Genomic DNA, 21313 nt, shown 5'->3' with positions numbered 1-21313 from the left:
GTGGTGCTGGGTGGTGCGTGGTGCGGTCCGGACTCAAGGGGCTTACTCGGCGTCGCGGTCGAACTGGGCCCGCGACCAGTAGTAGCCGAGGACGGTGAGGCCGGCGCACCAGAGCAGGGCGATCCACCAGTTGTTGCCGATGCCGGTGCCGAGCAGCAGGCCGCGCAGGGTCTCGATGGCGGGGGTGAAGGGCTGGTACTGGGCGATCGGCTGGAACCAGCCGGGCATCGAGTGCAGCGGGACGAAGGCGCTGGAGATCAGCGGCAGCAGGATCAGCGGCATCGCGCTGTTGCTGGCGGCCTCCGCGTTCGGGCTGCCGAGGCCCATGCCGACGGCGATCCAGGTGAAGGCGAGCGCGACCAGGGCGAGCAGGCCGAACGCGGCCAGCCACTCCAGGACCGAGGCGTCGTGCGAGCGGAAGCCGATCGCCACGCCGACCGCGCCGACCAGCACCACGCTGGCCACCGACTGCAGGACGCTGCCGATCACGTGCCCGATCAGCACCGAGCCGCGGTGGATCGCCATGGTGCGGAACCGGGCGACGATGCCCTCGTTCATGTCGGTGGCCATCGAGACCGCGGTGCCGACCACGGTGGAGCCGATGGTCATCATCAGGATGCCGGGCACCAGGTAGGCGACGTACGCGTCCCGGTCGCCGCCGCCGATTCCGCCGCTCATCGCGTCGCCGAAGATGTAGACGAACAGCAGGAGCAGCATCACCGGGGTGAGCAGCAGGTTCAGGGTGAGCGACGGGTAGCGCCGGGCGTGCAGCAGGTTGCGCCGCAGCATGGTGGACGAGTCGCGGACGGCCAGGGCGAGAGTGCTCATCGTGCGGTCTCCTCGGACTGAGTGGCGGCGGGGGCGGTGGACTGGGCGGGGACGGCGGGGGCGCCGGTGAGGGCGAAGAACACGTCGTCGAGGTCGGGGGTGTGCACGGTCAGCTCCTCGGCCTCGACGCCGACGGCGTCCAGGCGGTCGAGGACGGAGCGCAGGGCGCGCTGGCTGCCGTCGCTGGGGACCCGCAGGGTCAGCGACTCGTCGTCGCGGGCGCCCTCGGCGAGGGTGTCGGCGGCGGCGCGGTAGCCGGCGGGGTCGGTGAAGCGGAGCCGGACGTGCCCGCCGGGGACCAGCCTCTTGAGCTCCTCGGCGGTGCCTTCGGCGGCGATCACGCCGTTGTGCAGGACGGCGATCCGGTCGGCGAGTTCGTCGGCCTCCTCCAGGTACTGGGTGGTGAGGAAGACCGTGACGCCGCCGGTGACCAGCTCCCTGATGATCTGCCACATGCCGTGTCGGCTGCGCGGGTCGAGCCCGGTGGTCGGCTCGTCGAGGAAGATGATCCGCGGGTCGCCGACCAGGGTCATCGCGATGTCGAGGCGGCGCTTCATGCCGCCGGAGTAGGTGGAGGCGGGCTTCTTCGCGGCCTCGGTGAGGTCGAAGCGGGCCAGCAGTTCGGCGGCGACCCGGCGGCCCTCCGCCTTGGAGAGGTGGTGCAGGTCCGCCATCAGCAGCATGTTCTCCTCGCCGGTGATCAGGCCGTCGACCGCGGAGAACTGGCCGGTGACGCCGATCGCGGCGCGCACCGCCTGCGGGGCGGCGGCCAGGTCGTGGCCGCCGATCCGGATCGGGCCGCTGCCCTCGCCGGCCCGGACCAGGGTGGAGAGGATCTTGACGGCGGTGGTCTTGCCGGCCCCGTTCGGGCCGAGCAGGGCGAAGATCGTGCCTTCCGGGACGGTGAGGTCGACGCCGTCCAGAACGGTCTTGTCGCCGTAGGACTTGCGCAGCCCGTTCGCCGAGATGGCCAGGCCGGTGGTCATGGGTGCTCCTTCTGCCGCGGTGGGTTGAGGGTGGATCAGACGGTGCGGGCGGTGATGTCGCCCATGGCGGTGGTGGCGTGGATGGTGACGGCGGGGGTGTCGTCGGCGTTGCGGAGGGCGTTGTGGATGCGGCCGAGTGCGGTGCCGGCGTCGAGGGAGGCGGAGGTGCCGCGGGCGACGCCGACGGTGATGGACCCGGACTGGGTGGTGAGGCGGAGGGCGCCGCGGGTGGCTTCGGTGACGGTGAGGTCGCCGCGCGTGGTGGTGAGGTCGGCGGGGCCGGTGAGGCGGCCGATCTCGATGCTGCCGTCCTGGAGGGTGAGGGTGGCGCCGGCGGCTTCGTCGAGCTTGACGGTGCCGCGGGCGGTGTCGAGGGTGACCTCGCCGAGGCGTCCGACGCCGCGGAGTTCGGTGTCGGCGGTCTTGGCCTCGACGCGGGAGCCGAGGGGGAGTTGGACGGTGACTTCGAGGGCGCCGGGGTGGCCGAGGATGCGGTTCTTCGGCGGGGCGGTGGCGATGCGCAGGACGCCGTCGGTGAAGGTGACCTCGGTCTGTTCGGCGGTCTGGACGTCGCGGCTCTTGTTGGGGTTGGCGGGGCGGACCTCGACGACGGCGTCGGTGCGGTCGGCGGCGATCAGCCGGATGTGGCCGGCGGGGATGTCGAGGACGGTGGTGACGGCGGTGGTGGTGGCGAACTTCGGCACGGTGTGCTCCTTGGCTGTTTCTTGCCCGCTGCGTTTCTGACGATGGAAACGCTACGTTGCGTTCAAGGAAGTGGCAACGGCCTTGTTGCACCGGACATACATATGCGCAGGTGGGAGCCAATAAATCGTTGCAATGGTTCTGAAACTAACGCAACGTCAAGGGTGTGGCCGTTGCAATGGAATGCCGGTGAACGCTATGCTGGAGCCACCACGCACCGACGAAGGAGACCGCGATGCCGGGAGGCAGGCTCACCCAGCAGGAACGCCAGCAGATCGCGCTGGGACTGGCCGACGACCTGGCCTACGCGGAGATCGCCAGGCGCCTCGACCGCCCGACCTCCACCGTCACCCGCGAGGTCATGCGCAACGGCGGCCCGACCGGCTACCGCGCCGACCTCGCCCACCGCGCCACCGGGCACCGCGCCCACCGCCGGCCGACCGCGCAGCGCGGCCCCGCCGCCGACCGGCCCGCCGACGGCCGGGACCCCGAGGCGGTCGGCGCCTTCGAGGAGGTCTTCACCACCGTCTTCATGGCATCCGGCATGAGTCGGATGCCCTCCCGGGTGCTGGCCGCCCTGCTGATCACCGACTCCGGCAGCCTGACCGCGGCCGAACTCGCCCAGCGGCTCCAGGTCAGTCCCGCCTCGGTGTCCAAGGCCGTCGCTTTCCTCGACGAGCAGAGCATGATCCGCCGCGAGAGCGACGACCGCCGTCGCGAGCGCTACCTGGTGGACGGCGACATCTGGTACCGGGCCAGCGTCGCCAGCGCCCGCGCCAACTCCGCCGTGGTCGACGCCGCACGTCAGGGCGCCACCGTCCTGGGCCCGGACACCCCCGCCGGCGCCCGCCTGGAGAACATCGCCCGCTTCCTCGACTTCATCACCGACAGCATCCTGCGCGCCGCCGAGCAGGCCCGCGAGGTCCTCCTCACCCCGCCCGCCGACTCCTGACGCCACGTCGGTCGGGGGTCGCCGGGCGGCAGGTGGCGGCGGGCCGGGCGGAGTCGACGCGGCGTCAGTACGCCTTGCGGATCGCGGCGTAGCGCCGCTCGACGTCGGCCATGAACCACTCCGGCAACTGCCGGGTGGCGCGGAGCCGCCGCCGCTCGTCGGCGGTCAGCGTCTCGGCGGCGTCGTCCACTGCCAGCGCGTAGTCCGCCGTCCGCTGCGAGGAACGCTCCTGGCGCATCTCCCGGCCCTGCCGCGCCCCCCGGCCGCGCCAGGAGAGCGCGCCCACCACCAGGGTGAACCAGCCGAACGCCCCGGGCCGGGCCGACTGCTTGGCGAGCTGATCGCGGGCGAGCAGCCAGCACAACCGCTCATCGGTGACGTTCGCGGTCTGTCCGGTCATCTCTCGGGGTCCCCTCCTCGGCGGTGCCGGAGCCGAACGTCCGGCAGGCCCGGGCATGGTACGGCCCGGAGGCCCGGTCAGCCGAGCCACTGGCCGATCGCGCCGACCGGGATCGCCGTTCTCGCCGCGCGCACGGCCTCGCGAACCCGCCTGGCACCGGCGCGAGCCGTCCCTGCGTCAACCCCGGTGGGCCGGGCGCGAACGGGCCCGAGGCCCGCGCACGGCCGGCAGATGCCCGGCGCGGGCACCGGGTCGTGGCACTTGGCGCACTCCGCGTACCTGGCCGCCGCCCGGCGAGTGGGCGTGGCCCGGAGCGGAGGCAGTTTGCGCTCGAGTCTGTTGCGGAGCACCGCGGTCGGCGAATGCAACGGGACGGGCAGGCCGGGCAGCAGGGCGTGCGCGAGGTCGACGTGGGTCGCGCCGCGCTCCAGCCACCGGGCGACCAGTGGGGCGAGCGAACGGGCCTCGGCCTCGCCGAGCCGCAGCCGCGGCTCGGGCCGGATCACCCGGAACAGCGTGTCGACTGCCTCGCGGAACCGCCCGTCCGGCTCCGCCGGTGGCTCCCCGGTCGGCCCTCCCGCGTCCGGCCCGTCGTCGGACGCGCAGTCCGCCGGGAGGGAGGGTTCTTTTTCCGGGTTCTTTAGTAGGGCGTCAGCACCACCGGCAGCCGCTCCACCGGGTACCGGACGGGTGGTACCCGGCTGCACCTGCTGCGGAGTGTCGAAGACGTGGACCTCACTGACGATCGTGCCGTCGGACATCCGGACCTTCTCGACCACGTAGTACCCGGCAGCGACCAACTCGTGCAGGGCGTCCCTGATCGATCCCCGCCCCTGCGGGCTGCTGTCGGCCATCTGCCGCCCGTCCTCGCGCCAGCCGTCCGGGCGCGAGAGCAGGTCGGTGAGCAACCCGCGGGCGGTGTAGGTCAGCTGCCGGTCCTGCAGCAGTTCGTTGGGCAAAACCGTGAAGTTGCGCGCGTGCGCGCTACGATGAATGTGCATGGGGAGCGTTGACTCCTGTGCCAGGCCCCGGGGTGTTGGTAGCACCGCCGGGGTCGTAATTTTCTGGTGAGCGTGCGGAACGTAACACACGGGCCGTCAGAAGATCGACACGGTCGACATCGTGCAACGGACAGTCGGATCCGGTCCGAACAGTTCACCCAAATCGCAGGTCCGGCCGATCAGTTGCGATATCTGTCAGCCGGTCATCAGGCGTCGCGGAGGCGGAGCAGGGTGGCGCCGAGGAGGAGGGCGCCGGCGGTCCAGAGGGTGAGGACGCCGAGGCCGGGCCAGGGGGCGATCGGGAGCCGGTCGAGGTGGGTGGTGGCCTGGATGGCGAGGCCGGCTTGCATGGGGCCGATTCTGGCGAGCAGGCGCTGCAGGTCGGGGTCGGTGACGACGTGGGCGAGCAACGGGAACAGGTACAGCAGGGCGAGCACGGCGCCGGTGGCGGCGGCCGAGTCGCGCAGGGCGGTGGCGAGGCCGAGGGCCAGCAGGGCGATCAGTGCCAGGTAGAGGACGGTGCCGGCGGCCGCCCGCAGGGTCGGCCCGTCGGTGAGTGACGGCGGGTCCGGCAGCAGCGGACGGGTCGTCAGCAGGGTGACCGGAACGGCGAACGCGCCGGCGGCGAGCACTGCGCCGGTCAGCACGGTGGCCTTCGCGGCCAGGACGGCGCCGCGCCGGGGGACGGCCGCGAGGGTGGTGCGGATCTGGCCGGTGGCGTACTCGCCGCCGACCAGCAGGACCGCGCAGACGGCCGCGAGGGCCTGACCGACCGTCACCCCGGAGAGGGCGAGCGGTACTCGGTCGCGCGCGCAGCCGGTCGGCGGGCAGTGCGCTCCGGCGGCGACGGCCGCGCCGACCCCGACGGTGACGGCGACCAGGCCGAACAGCAGCCACCACGCGGCGGGGTCGGTGCGCAGCTTCGTCCATTCCGCCCGGCAGGCCCGGTGGAGCGTGGTCATGCGTCCCTCCTGCGGAGCAGCACGGCGGCGGTGGTGACGGCGAGGGCGGTCCAGACGAGCAGGACGGCCAGGCCGGTCCACGGGGAGAGCGGGAAGTAGCCGGAGGCGGGGGTGTAGACGCTGAGGACGTGGGCGTGGCGGGGGAGGGTCTGTTGGACGGCGAACCCTGCCGCCGGGGTGAGGCGGAGCAGCCACTCGGCGGGGCCGGCGGGCAGCAGGCCGCCGAAGGCCAGCAGGTAGGGCAGGACGGTGGTGGCGACCACGGTGGTGATCGCGGTGGCGCTGCGCCGCAGCGCCGTGCCGAGGGCCAGCGCCAGCACGGCCGTCGCGGCGAGCAGCAGGCCGGTGCCGAGGACGGCCCGCAGTTCCACCGCGCCCGGGACGGTGAGGACGGCGAAGTGGGTGGCGTGCGCGCGCATCCGGCCGAGCGGGATGCTCACGGTGGCGACGGCCGCGCCGACGGTGAAGGCGGCGGCGGCCACCACGGTGCACTTTGCGGCCAGCACCCGGCCGCGTCGGGGCGTCGCCGCGAGCGTGGCGCCGAGCAGGCCGCGCCGGTGTTCGGCGGTGGCGAACTGGACGGCGAGCACGGCCAGCACGAGCAGGCCGACGAAGGTGCCGATCAGCGAGGTCTCCACGGTGAACGCCGGTCCGCCCGCGGGCCCGCCGACCACCGGGGCGAGGTCGCCCGCGCCGGTGAGGGTCCAGCCGCCGTCGGGGTCCGAGGTCCAGTCGCCCGAGGTGCCGGGCGGGTAGCTGCCCGAGCCGCCGGCGCTGCCGCCCAGCTGGGTGCCTTCCCAACTGCCGTTCTGGTGGGCCCAGGCGCCGTCCAGCGAGGGGCGTCCGAACCGGCCGGTGGCGAGGGCGGGCGCGCTGCCGCCGCCGTCGGCGGTGTCGATCGCGGCCGGGGCGGCGACGAACAGGCCGACCTGCACGGGCGCGTCCGGGGCGGTCAGCCGGGCGACGCCCAGGGCCGTCCACCGCACGCCGTCGGGGGAGTCGTACCCGGTGACCTCGGCGCCGGTGCGGACCAGGCGGAGCCACTGCGGGGCACCGGCCGAGGGGGCGCCGGGCAGGCCCGCCAGGTCGTGCGTGTAGTCGTGCTGCATCCGGACGCCGTGCCCGGCGGTGGCCGTGACCGCGGCGTACCCGGAGCCCGGGGTGAGGTTCTGCTTGACCAGGACGCCCGCCTTGGACCAGGGCGTGACCCCCGGGACGGTGGCGTCCGGGCCGCCCGCCGGATCGGACCGCAGGCCGGTGAGCGCCGTCACCGCGACGGTGACCGTGCCGTCGCCGGTCAACTCCCGGTGCAGGAAGTACGCGTTGTCGTTGACCGCCTCGCCGCCCGGCCCAACCGGGAACGGCGCCGGGTCCTGCGGGTGGTCCGCGCCCGAGGTGGTGCCGACCAGCAGGAACAGCACCGAGGCCAGCGCGGCGCCGACCAGGGCCGCGATCCGGCCGCGCAGGGTGCGGAACTTGGTCCACTCGGCGTGCAGCGCGCTCACCGTCCGACCCCCCGGTACTGCACGGCGTCCCGGGTGAGCGCCAGGTAGGCGTCCTCCAGGCCGGCCCGGTGCCCGGACAGTTCGGCGAACGGCACGCCCGCCGCGCCGAGCCGGGCGGCGATCCGCTCGCCCGGCAGGCCGGTCACCCACAGTTCCTGAGGGCCCGTCACGCGGACGTCGGCCCCGGCCCGGGACAGCACCTCGGCGGCCCGGCCCGGCTCGGCGGTCCGCACCGTGACCCGCCCGGAAGCCACCCCGGCCAGCAGCTCGGCCACGCCCGCGTCGGCCAGCACCCGACCGCGGCCGACCACCACCACCTGTCCGGCGACGTCCTCCAGCTCGCCCATCAGGTGGGTGGACACCAGCACCGCCCGGCCGTCCGCCGCCAGCCCCGCCAGCAGTTCGCGGATCCACCGGATGCCGTCCGGGTCCAGGCCGTTGAACGGCTCGTCCAGCATCAACGCCGGCGGGTCGCCGAGCAGCGCCGCCGCGATGCCCAGGCGCTGCCGCATGCCCAGCGAGAACCCGCCGGCCTGGCGGCGCGCCGCCTCCGCCAGGCCGACCCGCTCCAGCACCTGGTCCACCCGCCGGGCCGGCAGGCCCTGCGAGTGCGCCAGCCACATGAGGTGGTTGCGGGCCGTCCGACCCGGCTGCACCGCCCCGGCGTCCAGCAGTGAACCCAGCTGCCGCAGCGGGCTGCGCAGGCTCCGGTACGGGCGGCCGCCGACCAGCGCCCGACCCTCGTCCGGGGCATCCAGCCCGAGCACCACCCGCATGGTGGTGGACTTGCCCGCGCCGTTCGGGCCGACGAACCCGGTCACCCGCCCCGGCCGCACCGTGAAGGTCATCCCGTCCAGGGCCTGCGTCCCGCCGAAGCGTTTGCGCAGCCCCACCACCTCGATACCGTCCATCGCTCCTCCTCGGGCGCCCGGTGCCAACGACCGCCACGCTCCCGCCGGGCGGCTCACACCGGCCGAACGGCCGCTGTCACGCCGCTGTTAGGTCGGCTCGCCTAGCCTGGGCGGACAGGCCGGAACGCCCGGCCGGCGACGAGAGGCGGCGAGGCCGGTGGAGCACCCCGGACGACCCGGACGGCCGGGCCGGCCCGCGCGCCGGCGCAGCGTCCGCCGCCAGTTCACCGCGCTGTACGCGGGCCTGGCGCTGGCCTCCGGCGCGGCCATGCTCGCCGTCGTCTCGCTGGTCACCGGCGGCGCCATCGAGGCGGCCCCCGGCCCCGACAACCCCGCCGCCGACCCCGACGCGGTGCGGCGGATCGCCGAACTCCAGCACCAACTCGCCGAAGCCCAGCACGACCTGACCCGCCAGCTGCTGCTCGGCTCCGCCGTCGGGCTCGCCGTGATGGCCGTGCTCTCCGTGCTGATCGGCTGGTACGCCGCCGGGCGGGTGCTGCGCCCGGTCCGGGCGATGACCGCCGCCACCCGGCGGATCACCGCCGACCACCTGCACCGGCGACTGGCCGTCGGCGGGCCGCACGACGAACTGCGCGACCTCGGCGACACCATCGACGAGCTGCTGGCCCGGCTGGAGGCCGCCTTCACCGCTCAGCGCCGCTTCGTCGCCGACGCCTCCCACGAGCTGCGCACCCCGCTCGCCACCATGCGCACCGCCGTCGACGTCACGCTCGCCAAGCCCGGCCCGCTGCCCGCCCAGGCCCGTACCCTGGCCGACCGGATCCGGCCCGAACTGGACCGCACCGACCGGCTGTTGGAGGGCCTGCTCACCCTCGCCCGGGCCCAGCACGGCGTCCTTCCCGGTGCCGACACCGTCCCCCTCGACGAGCTCGCCGCCGCCGCGCTCGCCGACCACGCCGAGGACCTGGCCGCCCGGCGCCTCGCCGTCACCCGGGACCGCGACCCCGGGGCGCTGGTCCACGGCAGCCGCACCCTGCTCGCCCGGCTGGTCGACAACCTGGTCGCCAACGCGGTGCTGCACAACGAGCCCGGCGGCTGGCTGCGCGTCACCGTCCGCCCCGGCGGCCTGGTGGTGGAGAACGGCGGTCCGTTGCTGACGGCCGATCAGACTGCGTTGCTGGTACGCCCGTTCCACCGGCACGGGGCCGCCCGCACCGGCGAGGGCACCGGCCTCGGCCTGGCCATCGCGGCCGCCGTCGCCGAGGCCCACGGCGGCACGCTCCGCCTCGACCCCCGCCCCGACGGCGGTCTGCGGGTCACCGTCGGACTCCCGCCCGCCGGAGGCCCCGCATGAGGGTCCTGGTGGTCGAGGACGCCCGCCCGCTCGCCGAACTCATCGCCGAAGGACTCCGCGACCAGGGCATGGCCGTCGACCTGGCCCACGACGGCCTGGCGGCCGCCGCCAAGCTCGACACCACCGCGTACGACACCGTGGTCCTCGACCGCGACCTGCCCGGCATCCACGGCGACGCCCTCTGCCGGATGATCACCGAGCGGGAGGACCGCCCGATGGTCCTGATGCTCACCGCCGCCGACACCCCCGCCGACCGGGTCACCGGCCTCGGCCTGGGCGCCGACGACTACCTGGTCAAGCCCTTCCACTTCCCCGAACTCGTGCTGCGCCTGCGGGCGTTGGCCCGCCGCCGCCCCTACTCCCGCCCCCGGGTGCTGCGCGCCGCGGGCCTCGAACTCGACCCCGTCCACCGCACCGCCACCCGCGACGGACGCCCCCTGGAGCTGTCCGTCAAGGAGTTCGAGGTCCTCACCGCGCTGCTCCGGGCCAGCCCCGCCCACCTCAGCGCCGAGGCCCTGCTCGAACAGGTCTGGGACGAGAACGCCGACCCGTTCACCAACACCGTCGCCGTCACCGTCGGCCGGCTGCGGCGCAAACTCGGCGACCCCGCGGTCATCCGCACCACCCCCACCGTCGGCTACCGGATCGGCTGACCCCGCCGCAGCCGACGGCCGCCGACCGTCCCGGCAGGGCGCTCGGCGGGCGGGCGACTAGCGTGACCAGGGAAGGAGGGGCCGAGCAGCTCACCGGGTCACCGGCCGCGGGCAGCCGTACCCGTCGCCCCGGGTGCTCCGGTGCGGAAGGAGGAGCGATGTCCGCGGTGGTGGAACTGGACCGGGCGAAGCAGGAGGCGTTCGCCGGGCGGATGGTCCAGGTGGTGAACGACGCCTGCCTGGGCCTGATGGCGGGCCTCGGCCACGAGAGCGGCCTGTTCGACGTGATGGCCGGCCTGGACGGACCGGCCACCAGCGAGCAGGTCGCGCGGGCCGCCGGGCTGAACGAGCGCTACGTCCGGGAGTGGCTGGGCTCGATGGTCACCGGCGGAGTCGTCGACTACGACCCCGAGCACCGGACCTACCGGCTGCCGCCGGAGCACGCCGCCTCGCTCACCCGGGCCGCCGGCCCCGACAACCTGGCGCGGATCGTCCAGGACCTCGGCATGCTCGCCGAGGTCGACCAGCAGGTCCTGGAAGCCTTCCGCACCGGCGGGGGAGTCCCGTACTCCGCCTACCCCAGGTTCCAGAAGCTGCAGGCCGAGGAGTCCGGCGAGGTCTACGACCTGGCACTGGTGGACGGCATCGTGCCGCTCGTCCCCGGCCTGACCGAGCGCCTGACCGCGGGCATCGACGCCGTCGACGTCGGCTGCGGGCAGGGCCACGCGGTCAACGTGCTGGCCCGGGCCTTCCCCGCCAGCAGGTTCCACGGCCTGGACCGCTCCGAGGAGGGCATCGCCGCCGCCCGCGCCGAAGCCGCCTCCCTCGGCCTCGCCAACACCGGGTTCGAGGCCGGCGACAGCGCCGAACTCACCGGCTCCTACGACCTGGTGACCGCCTTCGACGTGATCCACGACCTGGCCCGTCCCACCCGCACGCTGGCCGCGGTGTCCCGCGCGCTGCGCCCGGACGGCGTCTTCCTGATGGGCGACATCGCCGCCTCCAGCCGCCTGGAGGAGAACATCGGCCACCCGCTCTGCCCCGCGCTCTACGCCTTCTCGGTCTTCTACTGCATGAGCGTCTCGCTCAGCGAGGGCGGTGAGGGCCTCGGCACCGTCTGGGGCGAGCAGACCGCCCGCCGGATGCTCACCGAGGCCGGCTTCGGCCGGATCGACACCCGGCGCGTCGAGGGCGACATCCTGAACGTCTACTTCGTGGCCCGGCACTGACGATCAGCAGGGGAATGTGCCGCTGTAGATCGCGTGGCCGTAGGTGGAGCTGCCGGAGCCGAAGCCGTAGATGCCGTCGTCGCTCCACACCGCCTCGCGGAAGCCGTTGACGCAGGTCGAGGTCGGGGCGAGCGCGAAGCCCTCCAGGTTGTCGACCGGCATGACGGCCGGGTTGGTGTAGGTCACGTCCGGGACGAGGGCGCCGGAGGCGTTGACCTTCATGAAGGTGTGGGTCTCGCCGCAGGTGTTGTCGCAGGTCGCGACGAGGCGCTGGGTGCCGGCGTCGAACATCACGTCCATCACCGAGGCCTTGCCGGTGGCGATGGCGCCGAAGGTGGTGAAGCTGCCGTCCGAGTTCAGGCCGTAGACGTGCAGCGAACCGTCCCACTCCAGGCCGGCGAAGAACAGGCCCGCGCCGTGCAGCGGGTAGTTCGCCGGGTTGTAGGCCGCGCCGGTCAGCGGGTCGACCCAGCCGTTGGCGGTCAGCCAGCTGTCCGGGACGTAGCCGACGCCCTCGAAGCCCAGGTTGGCGTCGTCCTTGCTGCCGGTGTCGAGCTGCGGGAACTGCGAGGTCATGTCCCACTGGTGAACCGGCGTCAGGGTGGTGCCGGCCGCCGCCGGGTCGAACTCCAGGACGGTGTCCTTCGGGACGGTGTTGTTGCTGTTGTCGCGCTCGGAGGTCACGTAGACGTGGCCGTTGGCGCCGACCGTCAGGCCCTCGGAGTCCGGTTGGCCGGAGCCGCCGGCGAAGCGGATCTGCTTGCCGGTGGAGCTCCAGCTCGCGTCCGGGATCCACTTGCCGTTGCTCTTGACCAGCTTGTACAGCCAGTTCTTGTTCTTCGCCGCCCACAGCACCGACGGGTTCGACGGGTCGAACGCCAGGCCGCTGAGGTCACGGCCCTCCGGGCCGGTGGAGGTGATGAACGCGCACACGTCGTCCGCGACGGTGACGTCCAGGCCGCCCGGCCAGGCCGAGGTGCCGGCCGGCTTCGAGCCGGTGCCGCTCGGCGCCTCCGGGGTGCAGCCGCTGGTCAGCGAGCCGCCGCCGCCCAGCAGTTGACCGGTCTGGGTGCCGCCGCCCGTCCCGCCGCCGGGGGCGCCGGTGCAGGTGTTCACCGCGCCGAGCGAGGCGGTCGCGGAGGTCTGGAAGCCGGTGGCGCAGCGCTCGTCGGACGGCTTGGCGCCGTCGGTCGCCCAGGTCACCGAATCGATGGTGTTGCCGCTGCCGTCGACCAGGAACAGCGAGTCGTTGTCGCCCAGGCCGATGGTCGAGTTGAACGTGAGGTAGCCGCCCGCCGGGATGCTGGTCGCGCTCGGCGAGGAGGACGAGATCGACACCGCGGAGTGCGTGGTGTCCGCGTCGACGTACTTCCAGGACCCGACGCTGACCGAGCCGGTCCCGCCGTTGTACAGCTCCACGGTGTCCGACCCGTCCGAGCTGACCTCGTTGATCCGCACCTTGCCGGCGGCCGGCACGGTCGGGCAGCCCGGTGCGTTCGCCGAACCGAAGGTGGTCGCCGTGGTCACGGTCACCCACGCCCCGGTCCCGTCGCCGCCGCAGCGCGCCATCGCCGGCTTGGCCTTGTTGGCGGCCCAGTCGACCCGGTCGACCACCGTGCCGTCGGCCGTGAAGATCACCAGCTTGTCCGAGTCACCCAGCCCCTTGGGCGAGTTGAAGGTGACGAAGCCGCCGGCCGGGACGATGCCGGCGGACGGGCTGAACGTCTGGGCCGCGAAGCTGTCGTCGGACATCTTCCAGCCGCTGATGCTCACCGCCGTCGAACCGGTGTTGTACAGCTCCACCGTGTCGCTGTTGGCCGAGCTGACTTCGTTGATCCGGACGTTCTGGTAGCCGGACGGGTCCGCCGCCGCCGCGGGCTGCGCGGCGAGCAGACCGGTGACGGCGAGCCCGGAGAGCGTCAGGGCCGCTGCGCACGCAGAGGCGATGCTGGTGCGGGAGTGTGAGTTAGGCACGGGGCGGAACTCTCGCGACCCGACGTGGAGACAGCGTGTACTCCAGCTGAATCCCGCCCGCTCCCCACCGGAACGCCAGGTTCACAGCCTCCGAGCTCGACGGACGGACCCCGGCATTACGAGATTTTGACCGTCGCCCGCCCCTGGCCGGCCCGGGCCAGCACGACCAGCAGGAGGCCGCAGCCGGCCACCAGCGCCCAGCCCGGACGGGCGGCCCGGGCAAGCTCCGCCGGGGCGGCGTGCGCGAGCAGCGCGCCGCCGAGGGCGATGCCGATCGCCGCGCCGACCTGCCGGGCGGTGGAGGTGATCGCACCGGCCACCCCGGCCCGGGCCGGGGGGAGTCCGCCGACGGCGGTGTTGGTGATCGGCGCGTTGGCGAAGCCGAAGCCGATGCCGATCAGCAGGTGGGCGGCCGTCAGCAGGGGCAGGCCGGTGTGCCGGTCGAGGCCGACCAGGCAGAGCCCGCCGGCCGCGACGCACAGGCCGGCCACGGTCAGCGGCAGGCGCGGTCCGACCCGGCCGACCAGGCGGCCGGACCACGGGGCGCAGACGGTCGCTCCGGCGGCCATCGGCAGGGCGGTGAGCCCCGCGGCGAGCGCTGAGAAGCCACGGCCGTGCTGCAGGTAGAGGGTGTTGAGCAGCAGGGTGAGGTTCAGGGCGACGAACACCGCGACCGCCCCGAGCACCGCGCCGCCGAACTGCGGGCTGCGGAACAGCCGGAGGTCCATCAGCGGCTCGTCCCGCCGCGCCTCGACCCACCCGAACCCGGCCGCCGCCGCAGCCACCGCGCCGTACCCGGCCAGCGCCGCCGGCGAGGCCCAGCCGATCCGCGGACCTTCGATCAGCACGCCGACGCCGAGGCCGATCACCAGGCACAGCAGGGCCTGCCCCGACAGGTCGAGCCGGCGGGCCCGCGCCCCCCGGGACTCGGGCACCACCAGCGCGGTGAGCAGCAGGGCGACCAGGACCACCGGCGCGTTGATCCAGAACAGCGCGCGCCAGTCGAGCCCGGCGAGCAGGGCGCCGCCGACCACCGGCCCGACGGCCATGCTGAGGCCGAACACCGACGCCCAGACGCCGATCGCCCGGGCCCGCTCCTTCGGGTCCGGCATGGTGTTGACCACGATCGCGAGCGCCACCGGGCTGAGCATCGAGGCGCCGACGCCCTGCACGGCCCGGGCCACCACCAGCCAGCCCACCGAGGGCGCCAGCGCGCAGACCGCCGAGGCGGCGCCGAACACCGCAAGCCCGGTGCGGAACACCCGGCGGCGGCCGAAGCGGTCGGCCAGCGCGCCGGAGGTGATCAGCAGCCCGGCCAGCACGACGGTGTACGCGTCGACCGTCCACTCCAGGCTGCGGATTCCCGCGCCCAGCCCACGCCCGATCGCGGGCAGGCCCACGTTGACGACGGTGGTGTCCAGGCCCACCAGGAACATGCTCAGGCAGCACACCGCCAGCACGCTCCACCGCCTGCGGGCACTCGGAACGGCCGGAGCCGGAAGGGTCGTTGCTGTCGCGGTCATGGTGCGCCTCTCGGCCGGGGAGAACTCCTGCCCCGCCAGGGTCTGGCCGCGCGTCCGGCGTCGATAGGACTTTTGCGAAGACCGCAAAAACCTGCAGACTGGCCGCCGTGGACGAAGAGCTGGCACAGATCCTGGACGCCATCGGACCGCGGCTGCGCGCCCTGCGCCACGACCGGGGCCTCACCCTGGAGGTGCTCGCCGCCGAGACCGGCATCTCGGTGAGCACTCTGTCCCGGCTCGAATCGGGCGGCCGGCGCCCCACTCTGGACCTGCTCATCCCGCTGGCCCGCGCGCACCGGGTCGCCCTCGACCAGCTGGTGGCCGCGCCCGCCACCGGCGACCCCCGGGTCCACCTGGCGCCGCTGCGCAAGGCCGAGGGCAGCGTCCTCGTCCCGCTCACCCAGTACCCGGGCCGGGTGCAGGTGTTCAAGCACGTCCTGGCGCCCCGCGAACCCAGGCTGGTCACCCACGAGGGCTACGAGTGGCTGTACGTGCTGGCGGGCGAGCTGCGCCTGATCCTCGGCGAGCACGAACACACCCTCCACCCGGGCGAGGTGGCCGAGTTCGACACCTCGGAACCGCACTGGTTCGGCCCGGCCGGCACCACCGCCGCGGAGATCCTGCACCTGTTCGGGCCGCGCGGCGACCAGGCGGTGGTCCGCACCGGCCGGAAGGCGGGGCCCCGGCCCGAGAGCTGAGGCCCCGTCACCGCACGGTGGCCGCTCAGCCGCCGAGGCTGGTGTTGTTCTGGCCGTCGGTGCACACCAGGTGGATGGTGAGGTCGGCGTGGCGGGATCCGCCGCGGGCGCCCTCCGGGGGGCAGTCGTCGCGCCGGACCGCGACGATCCAGCCGGTGGCGTCCTCGTTGGGCCGGTTCTCCAGGACGTCGGTGGCGAGCCGGTCGAGGATGCGGTTCTCGCCGGGGGAGACGGTGAACCCGCCGCTGTAGATGCTCTCGTCGGGCGGGCAGAGCAGCTCGTGGGGCAGGCCGTCGGCGCCGCCCCGGAGGGTGGGGCCGGTCACGGCCTGTGGCGGTTGGACGCTGGCGGTGGCCGCGGCGGTGCCGTTGGTGGCGGCGAGGACGACGACTCCGGCCGCGACGGCGACGGCGATCCCGGTTCTGCTGAGCACAGGTCACTCCTGCTGCTGGGGAAGGGGGTTGTGGTCATTGGAGCATGCCGCTGACGGTGCATCAGGTAGACACGCACGGTGATGGCCGGGCGAGAGTCGATCTTGATGTGACTGGAGTGTCTGCGTACGAACCGCTACGCAGAGTGCTCTACTGGCGGTGAATCCCTGTCACCCGTGCGGCTGCTCCGGCAGCCCCGGCCGACGTGTCGCGAGGTACTCCATGTCACGCAGCAGACTGAGGGCAGTGCTGGCGGTCGGCGCCGCCACCGTCGTCCTGTCGACCACCACCGTTCTGGCCGCCCCCGCCCCGGCCCTCCCCGTCCCGGCCGCCGTCGCCGAGGCCGGACCGTTCGCCGGGGACGGCACGCCGCGGATCACCGACGAACAGGTGCGGGCCGAGGTCCGCGCCGCCGAGGAGGCCGCCTTCGGACGCCCGGCCGCCGAGGCGATGGCCCGGGACCGGATCGGCCTGCGCGCCGTCCAGACCGGCTATCCGCAGACCACCCGCACCAACCGGTTCAACCTGCTGACCACCACCCAGGCGCAGGACAACGCGGCCTACCCCGCCGCCCAGTTCGGGCAGTTCAAGCAGTACATCCCGTCCCCCGAGTTCGGCGACCACGTGGCGCTGCTGCCCACCGGCAAGGTGCTGCTGTTCTCCTTCGAGTCGGTCGAGGACAACCCGCAGAAGGAGACCGCGCCCACGGACGTCATCGGCCGGCAGAACGCCGGCCGCGCGTACCTGTGGACGCCGCCCGCGAACGACACCGACCCGGGCACCTTCCGGGCCGTCCCGCCGCCGGTGGTCGACATGCCGGACGGCCTGAACGAGCCCCGCCCCGCTCCGTTCTTCTGCGCCGGCCACTCCTACCTGCCCAACGGCATGGTCGGCGTGTTCGGCGGCAACCTCGGCGGCAACGGCGGCACCGGCGCCAAACTGGCCCTGGTCTTCGACCCGTGGACGGAGACCTGGCACCAGGAACAGGACATGTCGGTCGGCCGCTGGTACCCCAGCGTGGTCACCGGCGCGGACGGTCGGCAGACCATCATGTCCGGCCAGTCCGAACTCGGCTTCGGCACCCCGTCCCCGGTCGTCGAACGCTTCCCCGCCAAGGGCACCGAGGTCTCCTACGGCAAGGCCGCCGTCCCCGAGAACCTCGCCCTGGACCGCTGGAAGGCCGACGCGCCCTACCGGATGGACTACCCGCACCTGTTCTCGCTCCGGGACGGCAGGATCTACGGCTTCGGCCGCAGCTCCGACCAGCAGTTCGTCTTCGACCCGGCGAGCGAGACCCGCGGCCAACTGCCCAGCCGGCCCGACAACTTCCCACGCCTGTACGGCTCGGCCGTCGCCCTGCCGAACGGCGCCGACGGGCCGGACTCGGTGCTCGTCCTCGGCGGCAACCACAAGGACCCGAACACCTTCAAGTTCTCCGGCGGCGCCTGGACCAAGGAGCAGCCCAGGAACCTCGGCCGGGCCCAGGACGACACGCTGATCTTCCCCGACGGCAACCTGTTCACCGTCAACGGGGCCGTCGGCATCCGCGACTACGGCCTCGGCGACTACAACCCGAACGTCCCCGACGACCGGTTCCGCCAGGTCGAACTCCGGGACGCGGCCGGCAAGTGGACCCTCGGCCCCAAGCAGCGGCTGCCGCGCGGCTACCACTCCAACGCGGTGATCCTCCCCGACGGCCGGATCATGGTCACCGGCGACGAGCTCCAGCAGATCGCCAACAACCCGGACATCAAGGCCGGCAACAACGGCACCATCGAGATCTACGAGCCGCCCTACCTGCACCAGGGCGGCGGCCGCCCCGACATCCGGACCGCGCCGACCGACCCGGTCGGGTACAGGACGACCTTCCGGATCAACACCAACTCGCCGACCCAGGCCGCCCGCGCGGTCCTGCTCGCCCCCATCACCTCGACCCACTCGGTCGACACCAGCCAGCGCCGCCTCGAACTCAAGCTGGTCAGCCGGGCCGGCAGCCAGCTCGTCCTCCAGAGCCCCGCCTCGGCCGCGGACGCGCCTCCCGGCTGGTACATGCTCTTCCTGCTCAACGACGCCGGGGTGCCCAGCGTGGCCAAGTGGATCCAGCTCAGCCCGAACGCCTGACCCCGCCGACACCCCGCTCGACGAGCCGAGAACGGATCAGCCATGGCCGACCTGAGCCTGCGTCAAGACACCGAGATCCAGGGCGACATCCTCGCCGGATTCAAGAAGGACCACATGACCCTCTTGCTCCTCCAGTTCACCGACGCCCCCGCGGCGCGGAACTGGCTGGAGCGGATCACCCCGCGGATCGCCACCACCGAGCAGGTCGCCGCGTTCAACCAGGACTTCAGCCTGGCCCGCCAGGCCTCCGGCGGCGACGACCCGACCGCCCAGAAAGCCACCTGGCTGGGCCTCGGCTTCACCTACGAGGGCCTGCGGTTCATCACCGGACAGCCCGACCTGCTGAAGGCCGAGGCCAGGACCGGCGACACCCTGGAGGCCTTCATCCAGGGCCCGGCCGACCCGTCCCGGTCGATCGGACTCGGCGACACCGACGACAACGACCCGAAGCACTGGGTCTTCGGCTGCGCCGACAAACCCACCGTGCACGCGGTGCTCACCATCGCCTCCGACACCGCGGAGGGCCTCGACGGCGCGACGAAGGAACAGAAGCTGGCCGCCAGCCAGGCCGGCGCCGTCCTCGTCTACGAACAGGAGGGCAGGCACCTCCCCGGGGAGCGCAAGGGCAAGGAGCACTTCGGCTTCAAGGACGGGATCAGCGAACCGGAGATCGAGGGCTTCGACGAGCCGGACCCGGCCAGGACCGAGAACCTGCCCGACCTCCCCGGCGGCCCCGCGGGCCGCACCGTCCACTACTCCGCGAAGCACCCCGGGACCCGGCTCGTCCCGGCCGGCGAGTTCGTGGTCGGCAAGCCGCTCGCCCCCGAGCACGACCCGGGAACCGCCGCCAGGGACACCGTCCCGGCCTGGATGCACAACGGCTCGTTCCAGGTCGTCCGCCGCCTGGAACAGGACGTCCCCGGCTGGTGGGCCCAGGTCGACACCCAACTGCGGCGGCTGAAGGACCTCAAGGCCGTCCCCGAGGACACCAAGCGGGACTGGTTCGCCGCCCGGCTGGTCGGCCGCTGGCGCGACGGCTCGCCGGTCTGCAAGCACCCCGACCGGGCCGGCGGCACGGCCGCGGGCTCGGACAACGACTTCACGTACAAGGGCGACCCGGACGACCCCGACGGCCTGATCACCCCGCTCTTCTCCCACCTGCGCAAGACCAACCCCCGGGCCGGCCTCGACGCCGAGGGCGAGGTCGCCGAGCGGTTCATCGACGCCCGGCGGATCATGCGCCGCGGCGCCCCCTACGGACAGCCCTTCGACCCGATCAGCGACATCGCCGAGAACGGCCCCGACGCGGAGCGCGGACTGCTCTTCGTCTGCTACCAGTCCGACCTGGTCGGCCAGTTCGAGTTCATCCAGGCCAACTGGATCAACGACCCCGACTTCCCGCCCGGCCGCGAGCACAAGCCCGGCCCCGACCCGCTGGTCGGCGGCCAGCTCGCCACCGTCAACGACGGCCGGATCAGCTGGGAGGGCAGGACCCCCGCCGGCGACCCGAAGACCACCACCCTGGACTTCCGGCCGTTCGTCCGGACCCGGGGCGCGCTCTACTGCTTCACCCCCTCCATCACCGCGCTGCGCCGCCTCGCCCAGGGCCGCCTCACCGGCGAACTCGCCGAGCACACCGGGAAACCCGTGGTCACCCCCGACCTGCCGGTGGACTGCGTGCTGCCGCTGCCCGACGCGGAAGGCCGCTACTGGACCTTCCAGCAGGGCCGCATCCGGCTGATCGGCGCCGGCGCCCCCGAAGTCCGCCGGCTCACCACCGGCACCGTCGACGACCGGACCGGAGTGCTGGTCAAGGACGTCGGCCCGTACTCCTCCTGGCCCGCCCTGAAGGGCGTCACCCAGCTCGACACCATCCTGCCGGTGTACGACGAGCAGCGGCTCGACGGGAAGAGCGCCTACTGGGTCTTCCACACCGTCGGCGGCAACCAGGTCTACCGCTCCATCACCATCGACGACGCCGAACCGTACGCCTCCCGACCGGTCGGCGAGGACCAGCCCTTGAGCCGGTGGTCCTCGTTCGGCGGCAGCACGCCCGTCACCCACGTCGACGCCTTCCTGCCCGTCCCCGACCTGCGCCCCGCCGCCGACGGCTCGCACTGGTACTGGCTGTTCCACAACACCCCCGTCGGCCAGCGCTACCGGCTGATCTCCCTCTCCCGCTCCGGCCGTGCCCACCCCGACCGCCTCCGGCGCGACGACCGCCAGCTCAGCCAGTGGCGTTCGCTCGAAGGCGTCACCCGGGTCGACGCCTTCCTCGCCGTCCCCGGCAAGGACGAGCCGACCGGCGGCCAGCACTGGTACTGGGCGTTCCACCAGGACAAGTACCGGACCGTCATGATCGACCACGGCGGCAACCACCAGGACGACCTGCTGCGCGAGGACCGCCCCACTGCCGTCTGGTCCCGCCGTCCCTGACCCCGGCTCCCGAACGGCGGGGGCCCGGACCGCAGCTGCGGTCCGGGCCCGACCTGGCGGAGTCTCACGCACGGCGGCGCAGGCCGCGCAGGGTGGCCCGGGCCGGCAGCCAGGTGCCCACGGCGGCGAGCCCGGCCGCCCCGGCCAGCACCACGGCGAGCTCACCGGCGGGCACGGCCGCCCCGGCGGTGCCGCGGGTGATGCCCTCGGCGTAGGTGCCGAGCACCGCGAAGGCCACCGCCAGGCCGAGCCCGGTGGCCAGGGCCACCGAGACCGCCGTCTCCCAGCCGAGCATCCGCCGGAGCTGACGGCGGGTGGCCCCGGTCAACGCCAGCGCGGCGAACTCCGGGCGGCGGTCGGCGATGCTCATGGCCAGCGTGTTGAGCACCGCGATGGCGACGAACGCGATGATCAACCCGAGCGTGACGTAGCCGATCTGAGCACCCGTCCGGTTCTCCGGGGCCGCCGCGGACGCCCGGTCCAGCACGCCCAGCCCCGGATCGCCGCGCAGCGCGGCGGTCAGCGCCTCCCGGGTCACGTGCTCGCCGCGGACCAGCACCTCGTCGTCCAGCGGCACGTCGACGTGCGCGGCGACCAGCCGGTGCGCCAGCGTGAGGTCGCCGAAGCCCAGGCCCCGGCCGTACAGGGCGACCACCGTCACCTCCGCCGCCGTGCCGTCGGCCAGG

Annotated in this window: 19 protein-coding genes; 7 read left to right on the top strand and 12 right to left on the bottom strand. The window is 73.6% G+C overall.

The window, feature by feature from the left end:
• Positions 1-42: 42 nt before the first annotated feature.
• The 3 genes from BX266_RS17020 to BX266_RS17010 are packed head-to-tail and all read right to left on the bottom strand — an operon-like array spanning position 43 to position 2518.
• Positions 43-828: an ABC transporter permease gene (locus tag BX266_RS17020; RefSeq protein WP_099900788.1), complete on the bottom strand. Its 786-nt coding sequence runs from the start codon at positions 826-828 to the stop codon at positions 43-45.
• Positions 825-1814: an ATP-binding cassette domain-containing protein gene (locus tag BX266_RS17015; RefSeq protein ID WP_099900786.1), complete on the bottom strand. Its 990-nt coding sequence runs from the start codon at positions 1812-1814 to the stop codon at positions 825-827. The genes BX266_RS17020 and BX266_RS17015 overlap by 4 nt, the downstream gene beginning before the upstream one ends.
• A 35-nt stretch (positions 1815-1849) precedes the next feature.
• Entirely contained in the window at positions 1850-2518 is a 669-nt protein-coding gene (locus tag BX266_RS17010; RefSeq protein ID WP_099900784.1) for a DUF4097 family beta strand repeat-containing protein, read from the bottom strand.
• A gap of 233 nt (positions 2519-2751) precedes the next feature.
• On the opposite strand from BX266_RS17010, the gene BX266_RS17005 reads away from it, so the two are divergent.
• Positions 2752-3468 (top strand): helix-turn-helix domain-containing protein, encoded by a 717-nt coding sequence (locus BX266_RS17005; protein ID WP_099900782.1) that lies wholly within the window; start codon positions 2752-2754, stop codon positions 3466-3468.
• A gap of 64 nt (positions 3469-3532) precedes the next feature.
• Here BX266_RS17005 and BX266_RS17000 read toward each other — a convergent pair whose 3' ends face one another.
• The 5 genes from BX266_RS17000 to BX266_RS16980 form a co-directional block, all read right to left on the bottom strand.
• The gene (locus tag BX266_RS17000; protein ID WP_099900781.1) at positions 3533-3868 is read right to left on the bottom strand and encodes a hypothetical protein; all 336 of its coding nucleotides are present in this window, start codon (positions 3866-3868) and stop codon (positions 3533-3535) included.
• Between the two features lie 77 nt (positions 3869-3945).
• A complete protein-coding gene (locus BX266_RS16995) occupies positions 3946-4869 on the bottom strand; it encodes a hypothetical protein (protein WP_099900780.1) in 924 nt (307 codons plus the stop codon).
• A gap of 206 nt (positions 4870-5075) precedes the next feature.
• Positions 5076-5831: an ABC transporter permease subunit gene (locus BX266_RS16990; protein WP_099900778.1), complete on the bottom strand. Its 756-nt coding sequence runs from the start codon at positions 5829-5831 to the stop codon at positions 5076-5078.
• On the bottom strand, positions 5828-7336 hold the full coding sequence (locus BX266_RS16985) for an ABC transporter permease subunit (RefSeq protein WP_099900776.1): 1509 nt from the start codon (positions 7334-7336) through the stop codon (positions 5828-5830). The genes BX266_RS16990 and BX266_RS16985 overlap by 4 nt, the downstream gene beginning before the upstream one ends.
• Complete coding sequence (locus tag BX266_RS16980) at positions 7333-8247, bottom strand: ATP-binding cassette domain-containing protein (protein WP_099900775.1); 915 nt, start codon at positions 8245-8247, stop codon at positions 7333-7335. The genes BX266_RS16985 and BX266_RS16980 overlap by 4 nt, the downstream gene beginning before the upstream one ends.
• Before the next feature lie 157 nt (positions 8248-8404).
• Between BX266_RS16980 and BX266_RS16975 the strand changes: the two genes are divergently transcribed.
• The 3 genes from BX266_RS16975 (at position 8405) to BX266_RS16965 (ending at position 11444) form a co-directional block, all read left to right on the top strand.
• Complete coding sequence (locus BX266_RS16975) at positions 8405-9562, top strand: HAMP domain-containing sensor histidine kinase (protein ID WP_259464730.1); 1158 nt, start codon at positions 8405-8407, stop codon at positions 9560-9562.
• Positions 9559-10215 (top strand): response regulator transcription factor, encoded by a 657-nt coding sequence (locus BX266_RS16970; RefSeq protein ID WP_180290514.1) that lies wholly within the window; start codon positions 9559-9561, stop codon positions 10213-10215. The genes BX266_RS16975 and BX266_RS16970 overlap by 4 nt, the downstream gene beginning before the upstream one ends.
• A 158-nt stretch (positions 10216-10373) precedes the next feature.
• Positions 10374-11444, top strand: coding sequence for a methyltransferase domain-containing protein (locus BX266_RS16965; RefSeq protein WP_099900774.1), 1071 nt, complete (start codon positions 10374-10376; stop codon positions 11442-11444).
• A 3-nt stretch (positions 11445-11447) separates the two neighbouring features.
• Here the strand turns inward: BX266_RS16965 and BX266_RS16960 are convergent, their stop codons facing one another.
• Both BX266_RS16960 and BX266_RS16955 read right to left on the bottom strand, forming a co-directional pair.
• Complete coding sequence (locus BX266_RS16960) at positions 11448-13418, bottom strand: lamin tail domain-containing protein (protein WP_099900773.1); 1971 nt, start codon at positions 13416-13418, stop codon at positions 11448-11450.
• A 116-nt stretch (positions 13419-13534) separates the two neighbouring features.
• A complete protein-coding gene (locus BX266_RS16955) occupies positions 13535-14941 on the bottom strand; it encodes an MFS transporter (RefSeq protein WP_099900771.1) in 1407 nt (468 codons plus the stop codon).
• Between the two features lie 107 nt (positions 14942-15048).
• On the opposite strand from BX266_RS16955, the gene BX266_RS16950 reads away from it, so the two are divergent.
• Complete coding sequence (locus BX266_RS16950) at positions 15049-15639, top strand: helix-turn-helix domain-containing protein (RefSeq protein WP_099900770.1); 591 nt, start codon at positions 15049-15051, stop codon at positions 15637-15639.
• Between the two features lie 25 nt (positions 15640-15664).
• Here BX266_RS16950 and BX266_RS16945 read toward each other — a convergent pair whose 3' ends face one another.
• On the bottom strand, positions 15665-16072 hold the full coding sequence (locus BX266_RS16945; protein WP_099900769.1) for a hypothetical protein: 408 nt from the start codon (positions 16070-16072) through the stop codon (positions 15665-15667).
• 220 nt (positions 16073-16292) lie between these two features.
• Here BX266_RS16945 and BX266_RS16940 point away from each other — a divergent pair, with 220 nt between their 5' ends.
• Together BX266_RS16940 and BX266_RS16935 are read left to right on the top strand one after the other, a co-directional pair.
• A complete protein-coding gene (locus BX266_RS16940; RefSeq protein WP_099900767.1) occupies positions 16293-18191 on the top strand; it encodes a galactose oxidase early set domain-containing protein in 1899 nt (632 codons plus the stop codon).
• Positions 18192-18233: 42 nt separating this feature from the next.
• A complete protein-coding gene (locus tag BX266_RS16935) occupies positions 18234-20627 on the top strand; it encodes a Dyp-type peroxidase (RefSeq protein ID WP_099900765.1) in 2394 nt (797 codons plus the stop codon).
• 64 nt (positions 20628-20691) lie between these two features.
• Here the strand turns inward: BX266_RS16935 and BX266_RS40870 are convergent, their stop codons facing one another.
• Positions 20692-21288, bottom strand: a complete 597-nt coding sequence (locus BX266_RS40870) for an FtsX-like permease family protein (RefSeq protein ID WP_310794787.1) — start codon at positions 21286-21288, stop codon at positions 20692-20694.
• Positions 21289-21313: the final 25 nt, after the last annotated feature.

The sequence above is a fragment of the Streptomyces sp. TLI_171 genome (assembly GCF_003610255.1).
In the GTDB taxonomy this organism is placed as follows: Bacteria; Actinomycetota; Actinomycetes; order Streptomycetales; family Streptomycetaceae; genus Kitasatospora.
The sequence above is the reverse complement of the archived record's forward strand: the minus strand, read 5'-3'. Positions and strand labels throughout refer to the sequence as shown.